This is a genomic window from Phenylobacterium sp. (assembly GCF_036263695.1).
In the GTDB taxonomy this organism is placed as follows: Bacteria; Pseudomonadota; Alphaproteobacteria; order Caulobacterales; family Caulobacteraceae; genus Phenylobacterium.
This window is the reverse complement of the sequence record NZ_DATAGM010000155.1, coordinates 1-14090: the sequence shown is the minus strand read 5'-3', so window position 1 is coordinate 14090 and position 14090 is coordinate 1. Positions and strand designations below refer to the sequence as shown.

At 70.4% G+C, this 14090-nt stretch carries 15 protein-coding genes; 6 read left to right on the top strand and 9 right to left on the bottom strand.

Annotation, left to right across the window (positions count from 1 at the left end; translation table 11 throughout):
• The 3 genes from VHK87_RS06435 to VHK87_RS06425 all read right to left on the bottom strand — a co-directional run.
• On the bottom strand, positions 1-645 hold a 645-nt coding region (locus VHK87_RS06435), incomplete at its 3' end, for a PLP-dependent cysteine synthase family protein (RefSeq protein ID WP_329634074.1).
• A gap of 87 nt (positions 646-732) precedes the next feature.
• Positions 733-1101, bottom strand: coding sequence for a PilZ domain-containing protein (locus tag VHK87_RS06430; protein WP_329634073.1), 369 nt, complete (start codon positions 1099-1101; stop codon positions 733-735).
• Positions 1102-1142: 41 nt separating this feature from the next.
• A complete protein-coding gene (locus tag VHK87_RS06425; protein WP_329634072.1) occupies positions 1143-1643 on the bottom strand; it encodes a metallophosphoesterase family protein in 501 nt (166 codons plus the stop codon).
• Positions 1644-1723: 80 nt separating this feature from the next.
• On the opposite strand from VHK87_RS06425, the gene VHK87_RS06420 reads away from it, so the two are divergent.
• From VHK87_RS06420 to VHK87_RS06400, 5 genes are all read left to right on the top strand, one after another.
• Positions 1724-2557, top strand: coding sequence for an enoyl-CoA hydratase-related protein (locus VHK87_RS06420; RefSeq protein ID WP_329634071.1), 834 nt, complete (start codon positions 1724-1726; stop codon positions 2555-2557).
• Between the two features lie 9 nt (positions 2558-2566).
• The gene (locus tag VHK87_RS06415) at positions 2567-3562 is read left to right on the top strand and encodes an MDR family oxidoreductase (RefSeq protein ID WP_329634070.1); all 996 of its coding nucleotides are present in this window, start codon (positions 2567-2569) and stop codon (positions 3560-3562) included.
• 57 nt (positions 3563-3619) lie between these two features.
• Positions 3620-4210, top strand: coding sequence for a hemerythrin domain-containing protein (locus VHK87_RS06410; RefSeq protein WP_329634069.1), 591 nt, complete (start codon positions 3620-3622; stop codon positions 4208-4210).
• A gap of 132 nt (positions 4211-4342) precedes the next feature.
• Positions 4343-4651, top strand: a complete 309-nt coding sequence (locus VHK87_RS06405) for a hypothetical protein (protein ID WP_329634068.1) — start codon at positions 4343-4345, stop codon at positions 4649-4651.
• Positions 4652-4954: 303 nt separating this feature from the next.
• Positions 4955-5725, top strand: a complete 771-nt coding sequence (locus VHK87_RS06400) for a CAP domain-containing protein (protein WP_329634067.1) — start codon at positions 4955-4957, stop codon at positions 5723-5725.
• Here VHK87_RS06400 and rsmA read toward each other — a convergent pair.
• From rsmA to lptF, 6 genes are all read right to left on the bottom strand, one after another.
• On the bottom strand, positions 5722-6546 hold the full coding sequence (gene rsmA / locus VHK87_RS06395) for a 16S rRNA (adenine(1518)-N(6)/adenine(1519)-N(6))-dimethyltransferase RsmA (protein WP_329634066.1): 825 nt from the start codon (positions 6544-6546) through the stop codon (positions 5722-5724). The two genes, VHK87_RS06400 and rsmA, sit on opposite strands and share 4 nt — an antisense overlap.
• Positions 6543-7550 (bottom strand): 4-hydroxythreonine-4-phosphate dehydrogenase PdxA, encoded by a 1008-nt coding sequence (gene pdxA / locus VHK87_RS06390; RefSeq protein ID WP_329634065.1) that lies wholly within the window; start codon positions 7548-7550, stop codon positions 6543-6545. Before pdxA ends, rsmA begins: the two co-directional genes overlap by 4 nt.
• Positions 7547-8890, bottom strand: a complete 1344-nt coding sequence (locus VHK87_RS06385) for a peptidylprolyl isomerase (RefSeq protein WP_329634064.1) — start codon at positions 8888-8890, stop codon at positions 7547-7549. Before VHK87_RS06385 ends, pdxA begins: the two co-directional genes overlap by 4 nt.
• Positions 8891-8933: 43 nt before the next feature.
• Positions 8934-11309, bottom strand: coding sequence for an LPS-assembly protein LptD (locus VHK87_RS06380; RefSeq protein WP_329634063.1), 2376 nt, complete (start codon positions 11307-11309; stop codon positions 8934-8936).
• Positions 11310-11382: 73 nt separating this feature from the next.
• Positions 11383-12486, bottom strand: a complete 1104-nt coding sequence (gene lptG, locus VHK87_RS06375; RefSeq protein WP_329634062.1) for an LPS export ABC transporter permease LptG — start codon at positions 12484-12486, stop codon at positions 11383-11385.
• Entirely contained in the window at positions 12483-13619 is a 1137-nt protein-coding gene (gene lptF, locus VHK87_RS06370) for an LPS export ABC transporter permease LptF (RefSeq protein ID WP_329634061.1), read from the bottom strand. The genes lptG and lptF overlap by 4 nt, the downstream gene beginning before the upstream one ends.
• Before the next feature lie 127 nt (positions 13620-13746).
• Between lptF and VHK87_RS06365 the strand changes: the two genes are divergently transcribed.
• The coding region (locus VHK87_RS06365; protein ID WP_329634060.1) for a M17 family peptidase N-terminal domain-containing protein at positions 13747-14090 on the top strand (344 nt) is incomplete at its 3' end.

Below are 14090 nucleotides of genomic sequence, written 5' to 3'. Positions count from 1 at the left end.
CTGGGACTCGCCAGAGCTCAGCAGTGCGGCGTCGGCCGGCTCGCAGACGATGATCCTGGTGTCCGGGCTCTCCTTGGCCAGTACTCGCGCTACGCCCTTCAGCGTGCCGCCGGTGCCGTAGCCGGTCACCCAATAATCCAGCTTCTCGCCGGCGAAATCGTCGATGATTTCCCGCGCCGTGGTGCGCGAGTGCATGTCGGCGTTAGCCTCGTTCTCGAACTGGCGGGTCAGGAACCAGCCGTGGGTGGCGGCCAGCTCCCTGGCCTTCTCCACCATGCCGGTGGCCCGCATCGCGGCTGGGGTCAGCACCACCTTCGCCCCCAGGAAGCGCATCAGCTTGCGCCGCTCCACCGAAAAGCTCTCGGCCATGGTGACCACCAGGGGATAGCCCTTCTGGGCGCAGACCATGGCGAGGCCGATGCCGGTGTTGCCGCTGGTCGCCTCGATCACCGTCTGACCGGGCTTCAGCTCGCCCGAGGCCTCCGCCGCTTCGATGACACCCAGCGCCAGGCGGTCCTTGACCGAGCCGAGCGGATTGAACGCCTCGACCTTGACCCAGAGGTTCACGTGGCCGGGCGCGAGACGGTTGATGCGCACGACGGGGGTGCGGCCCACCGTCTGCAGGATGTTCTGATAGCGCGCCATGTGGGCCTCCGCGGATCGCCGAGCTCGTCTCGGCGCGCGGGCATTAAGCGAAGGGGCGCGTGGGCTGTAAAGTCGCTGGCCTGCCCGTCAGGTGGCCAAAGCGGCCCAGAGATCGCGGATCTTGTTCGGCTCGGAGGCCGGGATCAGCTTCAGCTCGGTGCGGTCCTTCATGAACACGCCGCACAGATCGCCCCGCCGCCACTTGATGGTGGCCGTGAAGGCCACCCCGCCGGGAATGTGGATCAGGGTGAAGGTCGGCGGGATCGGGTAGACCGCCGCCACCTCCAGCATCGCCCCGCTCTTGGACAGGTTCTTGATGGTGCAATCCGCCCAGGCGCCGAAGTTCTCGCCATAGCAGATGCGCGCGCGGACGTTGGTCGGCTCGCGGACTTCCGCGCGGCGCTCGATCGGGAAGCTGTCGGTCATGGCGCTGCGGGCTGTGGCGGGTTCGGTCATGCGCGGACCCTAGCCGCCTTAGGGTTTCCGGCTCATGAAGCTTACCGGTTACCGGGTGGTGTGCGCGCCGTCAGTTCGGCCAGGGTGACGGGCCGGTAGTTGCGCACATCCACGCCGACGTCGAACTGGCGGGGCAGGGGCTTCATTCGGCCGTGGCTGTGACCGTGCAGGTTGAGGGCGCCGCGGTGCTGCCCGTTCCAGCTTCGGAACGGGTAGTGGCAGAGCACCAGCCGTACCTCGCCCACCTCGGTCTCGGCGTAGGGCTGGACGCTGGCCCAGCCGTCGCCGGCGGCGAACGGGGGGTCATTGTTGCCGGTGACGAGGTGCTTCTCGCCGTTCAGCCGCGGCAGGATCTCGGCGGCCCGCCGGGCGGTGCGGGCGAAGTCGCCCAGGTGCCAGACCACGTCGTCGGGGGCGACGACGGCGTTCCAGTTCGCCACCAGGGCCTCGTCCATCTCCCCGATGGAGGCGAAGGGCCGCTTGTAGAGGTTCAGCGTCCGGTGGTCGCCGAAATGGGTGTCGCTGGTGAAGAAGACCGCCATCGCCCTCCTAACGCCTTGGCTTGAGGGGCGGCGCCCTCCTAGTGTCGGGGCAACGATAAGGCGAAAGGGAGGTGGAAGGCGTGGAATTCCAGACCATACTGTACGGTACGGACGCCGGAGTGGCGACGATCACCCTCAACCGCCCGCAGGTCCGCAACGCGCAGGACTACCGGATGCTGGACGAGATCGACGCCGCTTTCGAGCAGGCGAAGGCGGACCGCGACGTCCTCGTGGTCGTGGTCCGCGGCTCGAACGGCGTCTGGTCCACCGGCCACGACCTCGGCTCGGAGGAGGGGATGGCTTACCGCCGCAGCCTCGGCGCGCGGGACGGCATCGAGCGCTACGACCAGTTCAAGAAGTACAATCTCGACCTCCTCTTGAAGTGGCGCAACTTTCCCAAGCCCACGGTGGCGATGGTGGAGGGCTACTGCATCTACGCCGGCTGGATGCTGGCCGCGGCCATGGACGTGGTCTTCGCCGCCGAGGACGCTGAGTTCCTGGGCGGCTTCGTCGAGTACAACTCCATCCCGTGGGACATCGGCGTGCGCCGGGCCAAGGAGCTGTGCTTCGAGAGCCGGTTCATCTCGGCCGACGAGGCGGCCCGCTACGGTTTCGTCAACCGCGTGCTGGCCAAGCCCGACCTGGAGCGCGAGACCTACGCCTGGGCGCGGCGAGTGGCGGAGAACAGCCCCGAGGCGCTGCGGATGGCCAAGATCCAGATGAACAAGGCCCAGGACCACCAGGGCTTCACCAACGCCGTCGAGGACAGCCTCGGCGACTACCAGGCGATGATGTACATGCCCGGTTCGGCCATGCGCGCCGAGGGCCTCAAGCGCCTGGCGACGGTGGACCTTGCGGTGCGTGGCAGAAAAGGCGAGCGCTTCGGCCTGAAGGCTCCGGAAAAGGCGGGTTGAGAGACTGACATGAGCGACACCTTCCGCGCCCTGCGCGTCCATAAGACCGACGCAGGCCAGGAGCCCCGTTTCGAAGAGCTGTCTACGGCCGATCTGATGGACGGCGACGTCGTCGTCCAGGTCGAATACTCCACCGTCAACTTCAAGGACGGCCTGGCGCTGACCGGCCGCTCGCCCGTCGTGCGCGTCTGGCCGCTGATCCCCGGGATCGACTTCGCCGGCGAGGTGGAGAGCTCCAGCCATCCGGAGTTCAAGGCCGGCGACAAAGTCGTGCTGAACGGCTGGGGTGTCGGCGAGACGCACCACGGCGGCTACGCGCAGCGGGCCCGGGTGAAGGGCGACTGGCTGGTCAAGCTGCCCACCGGCCTTACGCCGGAGCAGGCGATGGCCGTCGGCACCGCCGGCTACACCGCCATGCTGTGCGTGATGGGCCTGGAGAAGGGCGGCCTCAACCCGGACAAGGGCGAGGTGCTGGTCACCGGCGCGGCCGGCGGCGTGGGCAGCGTCGCCGTCGCCCTGCTGGCCGGCCTCGGCTATCGGGTCGTCGCCTCCACCGGGCGCAAGGACACCGAGGGCGACTACCTCAAGGGGCTGGGCGCCGCCGAGCTGATCGACCGCAGCGAGCTCTCCGGGCCGGGCCGGCCGTTGGCGCGCGAGCGTTGGGCCGGCGCGGTGGACGCGGTCGGCAGCCACACCCTGGCCAATGTCCTCTCCCAGACACGTTACGGCGGCGTGGTGACGGCCTGCGGCCTCGCCCAGGGTATGGACCTGCCGGGCTCGGTCGCGCCGTTCATCCTCCGCGGTGTCACTCTGATGGGCGTCGACAGCGTGATGCGGCCGAAGGCTGACCGCATCGCCGCCTGGAGCCGGCTGGCCCGCGAACTCGACCTCGACAAGCTGGACGCCATGAGCAGCCGCGCCGCCCTCGGAGACCTGCCGAGGCTTGCCGGCGAAATACTGGACGGCAAGGTGCGCGGCCGGATGGTGATCGACGTAAACGCCTGAGAGGGTGGAACACCCCATCACCCCCGCCGTTGGCATCCCAGAACAAGGAGCCAGGCGATGGCCGAGCAAGAGATGTCCAAGGACGCGATCGACCTCCTGATGGAGGATCATCGCACGGTGGAGGGGCTGTTTTCGCAGTTCGAGGCCGCAGAAGCCGATCAGGAGAAGCAGCAGCTCGCGCAGCGCATCTGCCTGGAGCTCAAAGTGCACACCATGCTGGAGGAGGAGATCTTCTACCCGGCGGTGCGCGGCAAGGTCGAGGACGACCTGCTCGACGAGGCCTACGTGGAACATGACGCCGCCAAGGTTCTGATCAACGAGATCGAGGCCGGCGGTGCGGAGGAGGCCTTCCAGTCGGCGAAAGTGAAGGTGCTGAAGGAGGCCATCGAGCACCACGTCGAGGAAGAGGAGGACGAGCGGAAGGGCCTGTTCGTCCAGAGCCGCAAGGCCGACGTCGACCTGCACCGCCTCGGCGAGGAGATGGCCGCACGCAAGGCCGAGCTGATGCAGGAGGCCGAGGGCGCCGGCCTGCCGCCGGCCGAGACACGGACTTTCCTCGGCGTCGATCAGCCAACGGCGGAGGAGGGGACCGATGTGGCCACGCCGCCGTCCGCGCCCGGCGCCCGGCCCGGGGTGAACCCCGGCTAGCGCCCACCCGAACGTGGACACGGCCACGGTTTTCGCTTCACCATGCCCGCGCGCCCGGCGGAGCAGGGCTCGGGTCCCGCGTCGCGGGCTCGGAGAGCGCCTGCGCGACCGGGCTCATCAGGGAGACCCACCATGCGGATTCTGACTCTCGCGGCCGCAGCCGCCTTTGCCCTCAGCCTCAGCGCCTGCCAGCAGAACGAGGCCGAGGAAGCCACGGATGAGGCGGCCGGCGCCGCCAGCGACGCCGCCGTAGCTACGGACAACGCCGCCGACGCCGCCGCCGCCAACGCGGCCGCGTCTACCGCCGCCGCGGGCGATGCGATGGCGACCACCGCCGATCAGGCCGCCGCCAACGCCAGCGAAGCCGCCGCGGACGCAGGTCAGGCGGCCGAGAAGGCCGGTGAAGGGGCCGAGAACGCCGCACAGGACGCGGCCAAGTAGTCGAGCGTGGGGGAGCGCCCGTTTGCCGGGGGCTCCTCCCGTTCTGTTCAGGCTGCGGTCCAGAAATGGCCCTTATCCGGGCCTTCGTCGGCCATACCGCTCAGCGACTGTCGCATCGTCGGTCGGTCGGACGTGATGGTCTGGACCTGAACAGCCCCCCCAGCCCCTCTGGATCGGAGCGGCTGATCGGCCGGCGCCTTGATTCCTCGGACGCGCTGCGCCGGCGTCCCGGCACCCAACCCGCCCGTGGCTTACCCTTCACATTCCGCACCACTCGACCGCCGCCAGTTCCTGGCGGCCGGCGTGGCGAGCCTCGCTGCGCCGGCTGCATCGCGCGCGGGTCCGCGCCCGCTGCAGGTGCAGACCTGGATCGATTACGAAGCGCGGTTGCAGGCCCGGCTGACCGACACCGGCGGCGGGTTTTTCCAGCTCGGCGTTGCCGAAGCGTTGCTGGAGGCGACAAACGCCGCCCGCCGCGGCGCCGGCCGCACCACCCTTGCCTGGAGCGACGAACTGGCCTTGGCGGCCCGTGCTCACGCCGCCGACCTGGCGGCCCGGCGATACGTCGAGCACGTCTCCCCAGAGGGGTTTGATCCCTCGCACCGGGTGTCCATCCTCTCGCGGCGGATCCTGGCCTCCGCGAGCGAGAACATAGCCGTGCGCACCGGCGGCGCGCCTCCGACGGCGGCCGACCTGCTGGGCGTCTGGCGTAAGAGCCCGCCGCATTGGACCGGGCTGATGAAGCCCACCCATACCCACGCGGCGTTCGGGGTCGTCCAGGCGGGGCTGCGAACCATCGCCGTCGGCCTCTACGCGCGGCCCGATGGGGCGCTGGAGCGGCCGCTACCCTTCCGCCTGCGCGACGAGGCGGAGCTGGCGCGCGCCATCGCCAGCGCGCCGCCGGAGCTGCGGGACTTCGAACTGACCGATCCGCAGAACGAGCGGCGGCTGGCGGGCCCGTTCACCGCGGGTGTAGGGTTCGAGCTGGGCCCGGCGGTCTATCAGCTTCGCCCGCACCGGCGCGTCCAGGGCGGGATCCAGATCCTCTGGGGCCCGATCTTCGTGCGCGGCTAGCGGCCGAGCGCGGCGGCCAGTCCCTGGAACTCGGCGATCGAGAGGGTCTCCGCGCGCCGAGCCGGATCGATTCCGGCGGAGGCGCACAGCGCCTCGCCGCCCAGCGTTTTCAGGCTCGAGCGCAGCATCTTTCGCCGCTGTCCGAAGGCGGCGGCGGTCACCGTCTGCAGGGCTTCGAGCAGCGCCGGCGCCGGCCGGTCCGCCCGCGGCGTCAGGCGCACCACGGCGGAATCCACCTTGGGCGGCGGGGTGAAGGCGCGGGCCGGGGCGTCCATGACGATCTGCGCCTGGGCGCAGGCCTGGGCGATGACGGCCAGCCGACCGTACGCCGAGGCGCCCGGCGCGGCGACGATCCGCTGGGCGACCTCCTTCTGGAACATCAGGGTCATGGCCGCCGGCTGGAACGGGCCGGTCAGCCACTTCACCAGCAGCGGCGTACCGACGTTGTAGGGCAGGTTGGAGACGATGTTGGCGGGCCGGCCGGCGGCGATCTCGACCTCGTCCGCGCGGAGCGCGTCGGCGAGCTCGACCCGCAGCTTGCCGGGCGCGGCGGCGCCCAGCTCCTCGAGCAGCGGCAGGAAGCGGGCGTCCTTCTCGATGGCGACCACCTCGGCGCCGGTCTCCAGCAGCGCACGGGTCAGGCCGCCGGGGCCCGGCCCCACCTCGATCACCAGGTCGCCGTCGCCGACCGCCGCCAGCCGCGCGATCTTGCGGGTGATGTTGAGGTCCAGCAGGAAGTGTTGGCCCAGGCTCTTGCGCGCCAGCAGGCCATGGGCCTCCAGGCTCTCGCGCAGCGGCGGCAGCTCGGCCAGCGCGGTCATCCCGCCCGCCGGCGCGCGATCTCGTCGGCCAGGCGGATGGCGGCGATCAGGCTCTCCGGCCGCGCCACGCCGCGGCCGGCGATGTCGAAGGCGGTGCCGTGGTCGGGCGAAGTGCGCACGATCGGCAGCCCGAGCGTGACGTTCACCCCGCCCCAGAAGTCCAGCATCTTCACCGGGATCAGCGCCTGGTCGTGGTAGAGGCACAGGGCCGCGTCGTAGCGGCGGCGCATCTCCTCCGGGAACAGGGTGTCCGACGGCCAAGGGCCGCTGGCGTCCACCCCCAGATCCTTCAGCGCCCGGATGGCCGGCGCCACCACGTCGATCTCCTCGCGTCCGAGCGAGCCGGCCTCGCCGGCGTGCGGATTGAGGCCGGCGACCGCCACGCGCGGCGCGGCGATCCCGAAGTCCCGCCGCAGCGACTGGGCGGTGACCAGGCCCGCATTGACGATCCGCTCGATGGTCAGGAGCGAAGGCACTTTCGAGATCGGCTCGTGGATGGTGACCAGCGTGGTCCGAAGCCCCGGAACCGCCAGCATCATCACCGGTCCGCGGGCGCCGTCGTAGCTGGCGGCGGCGGTGAGCTCGCCCAGGAACTCGGTGTGACCGGGGAATTTGAAGCCGGCCGCGTAGAGGGGAGCCTTGGCGATCGGCGCGGTGACCAGGCCGGAGACCGCACCCGACAGGGCCAGGCCAACCGCGGTCTCGATCCAGCGGATGACCAGCGAGGCGGCGGCGGCCGAAGGCTGGCCGGCGACAACGGGCGCGCGGAGCGGGATGTCCAGCACCGGCAGGCCCTCGCGGAACAGGCGCGGCGCCTCTTCCGGCGAGGTCACCCGCCGCAGGATCGAGGCGCCGGCCGCGGAGGCGGCGGCGAGCGACTGTGCGTCGCCGATCACCACGAACGGCGGGCCGGCGGCCCGGAGCTCGCTCCAGGCCTTGACGATGATCTCCGGGCCGACGCCGGCCGGCTCTCCCAGCGTAAGGGCGAGGGGCCCCGGCTTCACCGCGTCTCGATCGTCGCCGAGGAGCGCAGGTCGCGCATGTAGCGGCGGGAGATCATGGTCAGCTGCTGGCCGTAGAGCCGGTTCTCGATCTGCTCGCGGCTGGCGGCCTCGGCCGCCGCGCCGCCGGCCCGCCGGCCGCAGACGGCCACCAGGTGCAGCCCGGCCTGGGTCCGCAGCGGGCTGGAGAACTGCCCGTCGGCCGCGCTCTCGACCGCCGTGCGGAAGGCCGGGGACAAGTCCTTCGGCTCGGCTTCGCCCAGATCCCCGGCGACCACGCCGGGCACGGTCGCCGCCACGGTCTCGAGGGTCTCGCAGGTCGGGCCTTTGGCGCGGACCTGCTCGAGCTTGGCGGTCGCCTCGGCCACCTGCGCCCGCGACGCCTCGGCGGGCAGAGCGACGGCGGCCTGCTTCAGCCGCACCATGGTGGCTCCGGCGCCCGTGCGCTTGTCGCGCAGATAGACGATGTAGACGCCGTCCTTCACCGGGATCGGGCGCGAGAGCTGTCCCGGGCGCATCTGGTCGAGCACCGTCTGCAGCTCGGGGGCCATCTCACCGGCCGCTACCCAGCCGGCGTCGCCGCCGGCCGCCGCGGTCGGCGCCGCCGAGAACTGGCGGGCCACGGCCGCGAACGGCGCGCCCTGCTGCAGCTGGGTCACCAGCTGGTTGGCGCCGGTGGTGGCGTTCTCCATCCCGCCGACCCGCGCAGCGTCGATGAACACTTCGCTGATCTGGTAGGACGGCTTGTTGGCGGAGGCCGCGATGTTGGCCTGCACCGCCTTGATCTGGTCCTCGCCGATGCGCAGGCGCGAGCCGTAGCGGCCGCGGATCCAGCGCATCCAGCTGATCTGGGCGCGCAGCTGCTCGCGCAGGGAGCGCTCGACGCCCTGGGCAGAAAGCATGGCCTTGAACTGGTCGGGCGTCATGTTGTTGCCCTGGGCCAGCTGGGCGAGCTCCTGGTCGACCTCTTCGTCGCTGGCGATGATGTCGATCTTCTGCTCCTGCTCGACCTTGCGCAGCTCCTGGAACTGGAGCCGCTCGTCGACCAGCGAGACCAGCGCCTCGCGCTGGAACTGCGGAAGGTTCTGCTCCGTCGGCTGGACGCCCGAGGTGGCGACCAGAAGCCGCATCCGCTGGGCCAGGTCGAAGGTCGAGATGACGTCGTCGTTGACGACCGCCGCCACGGACTCGGAGATCCCCTGGGGCCTTGGGGCGGCCGGCGCAGGGGCGGGGGCTTGGGCGGTCTGGGCGGAGCCGACCATTGGCGCGCCGGCGGCGCACAGGGCGGCGAAGAGAGCCGCGCCGCGGGCGAACTGCCCCCGGGCTTTCGGCGCACGGATCATGGTCGGGATCATTCCTGGGTTGCGGCCGTACCGCCGCGTCTGGTCAGTCGGCATAGATAGGTTCGCCCAATGTGGCGAGCGTTAGGCGTATAGCAATGGAGTCCGAAGGTCCAAGGCGGCCAGATATCGCATCCTCGCGGCGGTAGATCACTTCGAACAGGGTGCACTCGTCCTGATAGAAGACCCCGAGGTCGCGGACCACCCAGGCGTCCTGCTGGATATCGCGGCTGCCGTAGGCCGACACGCCCCAGTTCTTGTGCAGCGTCAGCCGGCCGCCCAGGTCGATGTTCTCGCGGCGCGTTCCGCCGATGTCGAGGTCGTCGCGCAGGTAGCGCACGAAGCCGTAGCCGCGGCTGGTGTTGGCGTTGGCCCCGAACTCGGCCCGGCGCATCTCGAGGCTGTCGCCGTCCAGCCGCGCGCGGCCGAACAAGGAGATGCCCGGCAGCGGCTCGGCCTCGGCGGCGACGATCCAGTCCGAGCTGCGGCCGCGCAGGCCGCTGCGGGCCGGGAAGACCTCGTTGGTCTCGCTGCGGAAGCTGCGGCCGAGAAGAAAGCTGGCCCGCCGCCCGTCGTCCCAGAGCACTGAGGCCCGGCCGCCGGCGTTCAGTCGCGCCCCGTCCTCGTAGAGGTCGAAGCCCGGGAATTTGTTCGGTCGGAAGAGATTGGTCTCGTCGAACTCGAAGGCGAGGCTGTCCTCGTTGAGGTAGACCGGGTCGGTGGCGGGGAACAGTCCCGCGGGCGGCAGGCGCGGGATGATCTCCACCTGCTGCGCGTCCGGCGATACGGCCAGCTGCACGAGCGGCTCGAGCACGACCGTCCCGGTCGAAAATCTGCGGAAGAATGGCCAGCTGAGGTCGACGCCAGCGACGGCGAGGCCGCGGGTGAAGCTGTCCGAGCCGAAGTTGCGGCCCGGCACGTCGTTCAGCCTGTAGGCGTCGAACCGCGCCTGCACGAACGGATCGACGCGCAGGCCCGCCGAGGTCACGTGGCTGGCCCGCCAGTCGGCCTCGACCGTGGAGCGGAAGCTGTCGAGCCCGGGCGCGTAGGGGGTGGTGACCGTGCTGGCGATCTGGCCGGGCAGCGCCAGGTGCGACTGTTCGCGGAACAGCCCAACGGCGCTGCCGCGCAGCCGCAGTCGGCCGCCGGCGATTTTCTGCTCCGGCTCCCAGCGGCCTTCGATCAGCGGGGCGATGCCCGGGAACAGCCGGTCGTTTTCCGCCTGCACCAACTGGGTCCCGTCGGGCAGCACGATGGGCGGGCGGCTGGGATCTGGGCGCAGGCCCTGGATGCTCATCGCCGCAATGGAGAGGTAGGAGTTCTGGTCCTGTCGGATGCCGTAGGTCTGGGAGATCAGCCGCCGGTCGTCAGCCACATAGGGGCCGCGGGATTCGAAGACGTCGCCGATCTCGTACTTGTCGAACAGGAAGTCGTCCGAGGTGCGCTCGAGGGTGAAGCCCCAGCGCCAGTGCTCGGCCGGGCGGAACGCACCGGAAGCCAGGATGTAGCTGCGGTGCGTGGCGTCGCCGAAGCGGTCGCCGTCGCCGTCGAAGTCCTTCTCGTAGGTGTAGCCGACCCGGGCGTCGACTTCGCCCGAATAGAACCGCTTGCGGTAGTGCAGGTTCAGGAACGGATTCACCTCGGTGTTGATCTGTGGGCTGATCACCACGTCGGAGTAGGGCGAGATCACGTGGACGTAGGGCTGCTCGTAAGAGAGGCCGCGGCGGTCCGAGATCCCGAGCTTCGGCGGCAGCAGGCCGGACTTGCGCTCCGCCTGAGGATCGGTGTGCCAGAAGACCGGCAGGAACAGGACCGGCGCGCCGAACACCTGGATGACGGCGTTGCGGTACCAGACGATCTGGCGGTCCTTGTCCTGCACGATGCGGTCGGCCCGGATCGACCAGGTAGGCGTCTTCGGCTGTTCGCCGACGCAGGTGTCGCAGGGGGTGTAGATCGCCCGGTTCAGCTCGTGATGGGTCTCGTCGCGCCGCACGGCGGTCGCCGCGGCCATCTTCACGTTCTGCTGCAGCCGCGCGGAGAAGCCGATCGCCGCGCCGGCCTTCATCTCCTCGTCGAGGACGATCTCATCGGCGAATTCGGCCGTGCCGTCGGCGTTGAGGATCTGGGCGTTCCCCTTGGCGGTGATGACGCCGCGGGTCTGGTCGTAGACCAACTCGTTGGCCCGCAGGGTGCGGCCCTGGTAGCGGACCTCCACCTCGCCGGTGGCGGTCGCGATCTGGCCCTTGTCGTCATAGGTGACGAGGTCGGCCTCCATGTAGAGCTCGTCCGGGCGCAGGCCGTCGGGGCCGGGCGCCTCCGGGGCCTGGGCGTGAGCCGCCGCGCCGGACAGTATCGCCCAGGCGGCGCCCGCCAACAGGACGCGTTTGGCCGAGGTGGACGCCAGGCGCCGAAGCGAACTCATGAGATCGTGGGTTCCCCAACTTCGAAGCGGCCCGCCGCCTTGGCCTTTGGATAGCCGCCCCGAGGCGCGCGATTCAACCGTCTTCGGTGTAGCAGAGCAGGGTGAGGCCGCACAGCAACGCCACGAGCGGCGGCGCCCAGGCCGCCAGGACCAGCGGCAGGATGTCGGCCTCCGCCAGCGCGCCGGCGAACTCGTTGAAGAAGAAGAACACGAACCCGAGCGCCACGCCGGCGCCCGCCAGACCGCCCAGACCGCCCAGCCGCGCCAGGCGCAGCGAGAAGGCCGCCGCCAGGATGGTCATCGCCGCGAACAGCACGGGCGTCGCCAGCAGCTGGTGCAGCCGCAGCTCGTACGGGGCGGCGGTGAAGCCGGCCTGCTCGGTCAGGCGGATGGCGCTGGGCAGCCGCCAGAAGGCGATCGCTTCGGGCGAGGAGAACCGCTCCAGGGCGCCCTGGCTGTCGAGGCTGGAGCGGATGGTCAGTCGCTCGGACCTCACCGACCGCTCGCCGGCGGTGGCCTCGCGCACGTTCCGCAGGTCCCAGAAGCCGGGCATCAGCCGGGCCTCCTCGGCCTCCAGCCGGCGGCGGAATTCCAAGAGGCCCTGCGGGTTCTTCTGGTAGATGAACAGCGAGACCTTCTTCAGCCGCACCACGCCTTCGGCCATGTCCCGCGCCCGGGCGTGGATGACGATCTGGGTGTTGGCGTCGCCTTGCCTGAGCCACACCTCCTTGGGCACGTCGGTCAGGTAGTTCTCCATAAGGTCCGCGCGCTCGCGCTCGAACCGGGCGTTCAGCGCCGCGGCCAGAGGATTGATCGCCCCCACCGCGATGGCCCCGGCGACCAGGGCCGCGCCCGCCGTGGGCAGGATGAACCGCCAGGCCGAGACGCCGGCCGCCCGCATCGCCACCAGCTCGCTGCGCCGGTTCAGGCCGACATAGGCCGCCATGGCCCCGAACAGGAAGATGAAGGGCAGCAGCACCAGGATCACCGAGGGCGCCCGCAGCATGGTCAGCCCGAAGATCTGGGCCACCGTAGTGTCGGCCCGCACGCCCACCGAGCGCGACAGGTCGACGAACTGCACCAGCACCACCACCGAGGCGATCACCGCCAGCGCTGCGCCGACGCCGCCGAAGGCGCGCCCCATGACATAGCGCTCGAGGGCCCCGATCCGCATCATGCCGCCGCCGGCGCCAGGGGCGCGCGCCGCTGCCGGATGTCGATATACCGCGAGGCCCGCTGCCGGAATTGCGCGCGCAGGGCCACGACCATCGTCCCCAGCGGAATCACAAACTGTAGAATATTGAGCCAAGCCTCTGATTCACATCCCGCTTCCACGATGAAGCCGACGATGCGCACGCCCCCCGCCGCGGCGCTGGCGATGGCGATCCGTCGCCCATAGCCCAGACGGCTGAAGCCGCCGCCGATGATCGCCCACAGCGCCAGGGACATGAAAGCGAGGTTGTAGAGCGGGGTGGCCAGCCGCCGGTGGCCCTCGGCCAGCAGGTCGAGCCGGTTGTTCTGCTCCCAGATCTGCGTGAGGTCGGGGAAGAACAGCTCATGCAGGTAGCGGTCGGAGGGCTTGTAGTGGACGAGATCGGTGGTTTCCGACAGCGGACCCAGGTCGAAGACATATTCCTCAAAGGCCAGGAACTGCAGCACGCCCTCGCGGCTGAACTCCTGCGTCGAACCCTTCTTCAGCACCAGAACCGGCTTTCCGTCGCGGGTGGCCATCTGGCCCTCGTCGGCGGTGTAGGTGGTCGCTCCGCCGTCGTCGGACTCCTGGTGGATGAACAGGTTGCGCATCCGCCCGCCGTTGGCCACCGACTGGGCGTAGACCGTCAGGCCCGGCGCGGGCTGGGTGAATTCGCCCTCCTGCACCAGGGTGGAGGCCAGGTCCGTGCGCACGTTGAACACCGTCCGCCGCATCTCCCGGGAGGCGGCCGGCTGGACCCACAGGTTCATGACGAGGGCGATCAGCGCCACCACGCTGGCCAGGCGCATGGCCGGGGCGATCACCCGGGCCCGGCTCATGCCGCCGGCAAAGCAGACGACGATCTCCTGCTCGGTGTGCAGCCGGTTCAGCGCCACCAGGGCGGCGACGAACAGGGCGATCGGCAGCACGATGTTGATCAGCTGGGGCATCGCCAGCAGGGTGATCTTGCCAAAGATCAGCGCCGTCTGGCGCTGGCTGACGATGATGTCGAGCGCCGCCAGGCTTTGGCTGAGCAGGGCCACCGCCGTCAGGGCGAGCGTCGCCAGGATAGTCGGGCCCAGCAGCTGCTTCAGGAGATAGCGGTCGATCAGGGCCATCAAAATTTTTCGCCCTCTCCTCGGAGATTCGGCGCGCCCCGGCCGTGAAGCTGTTCTAAATCATCCGCGGCCGCCCGGCGCAACCGGCGCAGCGGCCCGCTTACCCGACCCCGTGCAAGAGACCGGTATGGACATCGAATTCGTTGGGGCCGACGCCCCGTTCGCAGAGCGCACCGCCCTGGCCCTGGTGGTCATGGAGGGCGACACCCTGGGCGGCGAGGCCGGCGCGCTCGACGCGCGCACGGGCGGCGCGGTCACCCGGGCGCTGGCTGCGGCGCGCTTCACCGGCGCCAAGGGCCAGGTGCTGGACCTGCTCGGCGCGGCCGAGGCGGGCGCGGCCCGCGTGCTGCTGGTCGGCGCCGGCAAGGCCGAAGTCCTCGACGACGTGGCCGTCGAGCACGCCGCCGCCGCCGCCTACAACGCCGTGAAGACCTCCGGCCTGCCGGTGCTGCGGGTGCGCCTGCCAGAAGC

Excerpts from the sequence above, each read along its gene's own strand:
- VHK87_RS06415 (WP_329634070.1), top strand. The coding sequence starts at position 2,567 with ATGAGCGACACCTTCCGCGCCCTGCGCGTCCATAAGACCGACGCAGGC.
- VHK87_RS06405 (WP_329634068.1), top strand. The coding sequence starts at position 4,343 with ATGCGGATTCTGACTCTCGCGGCCGCAGCCGCCTTTGCCCTCAGCCTC.
- VHK87_RS06430 (WP_329634073.1), bottom strand. The coding sequence starts at position 1,101 with ATGACCGAACCCGCCACAGCCCGCAGCGCCATGACCGACAGCTTCCCG.
- VHK87_RS06380 (WP_329634063.1), bottom strand. The coding sequence starts at position 11,309 with ATGAGTTCGCTTCGGCGCCTGGCGTCCACCTCGGCCAAACGCGTCCTG.
- lptG (WP_329634062.1), bottom strand. The coding sequence starts at position 12,486 with ATGATGCGGATCGGGGCCCTCGAGCGCTATGTCATGGGGCGCGCCTTC.
- VHK87_RS06385 (WP_329634064.1), bottom strand. The coding sequence starts at position 8,890 with ATGATCCGTGCGCCGAAAGCCCGGGGGCAGTTCGCCCGCGGCGCGGCT.
- lptF (WP_329634061.1), bottom strand. The coding sequence starts at position 13,619 with ATGGCCCTGATCGACCGCTATCTCCTGAAGCAGCTGCTGGGCCCGACT.
- rsmA (WP_329634066.1), bottom strand. The coding sequence starts at position 6,546 with ATGACCGCGCTGGCCGAGCTGCCGCCGCTGCGCGAGAGCCTGGAGGCC.
- VHK87_RS06410 (WP_329634069.1), top strand. The coding sequence starts at position 3,620 with ATGGCCGAGCAAGAGATGTCCAAGGACGCGATCGACCTCCTGATGGAG.
- VHK87_RS06425 (WP_329634072.1), bottom strand. The coding sequence starts at position 1,643 with ATGGCGGTCTTCTTCACCAGCGACACCCATTTCGGCGACCACCGGACG.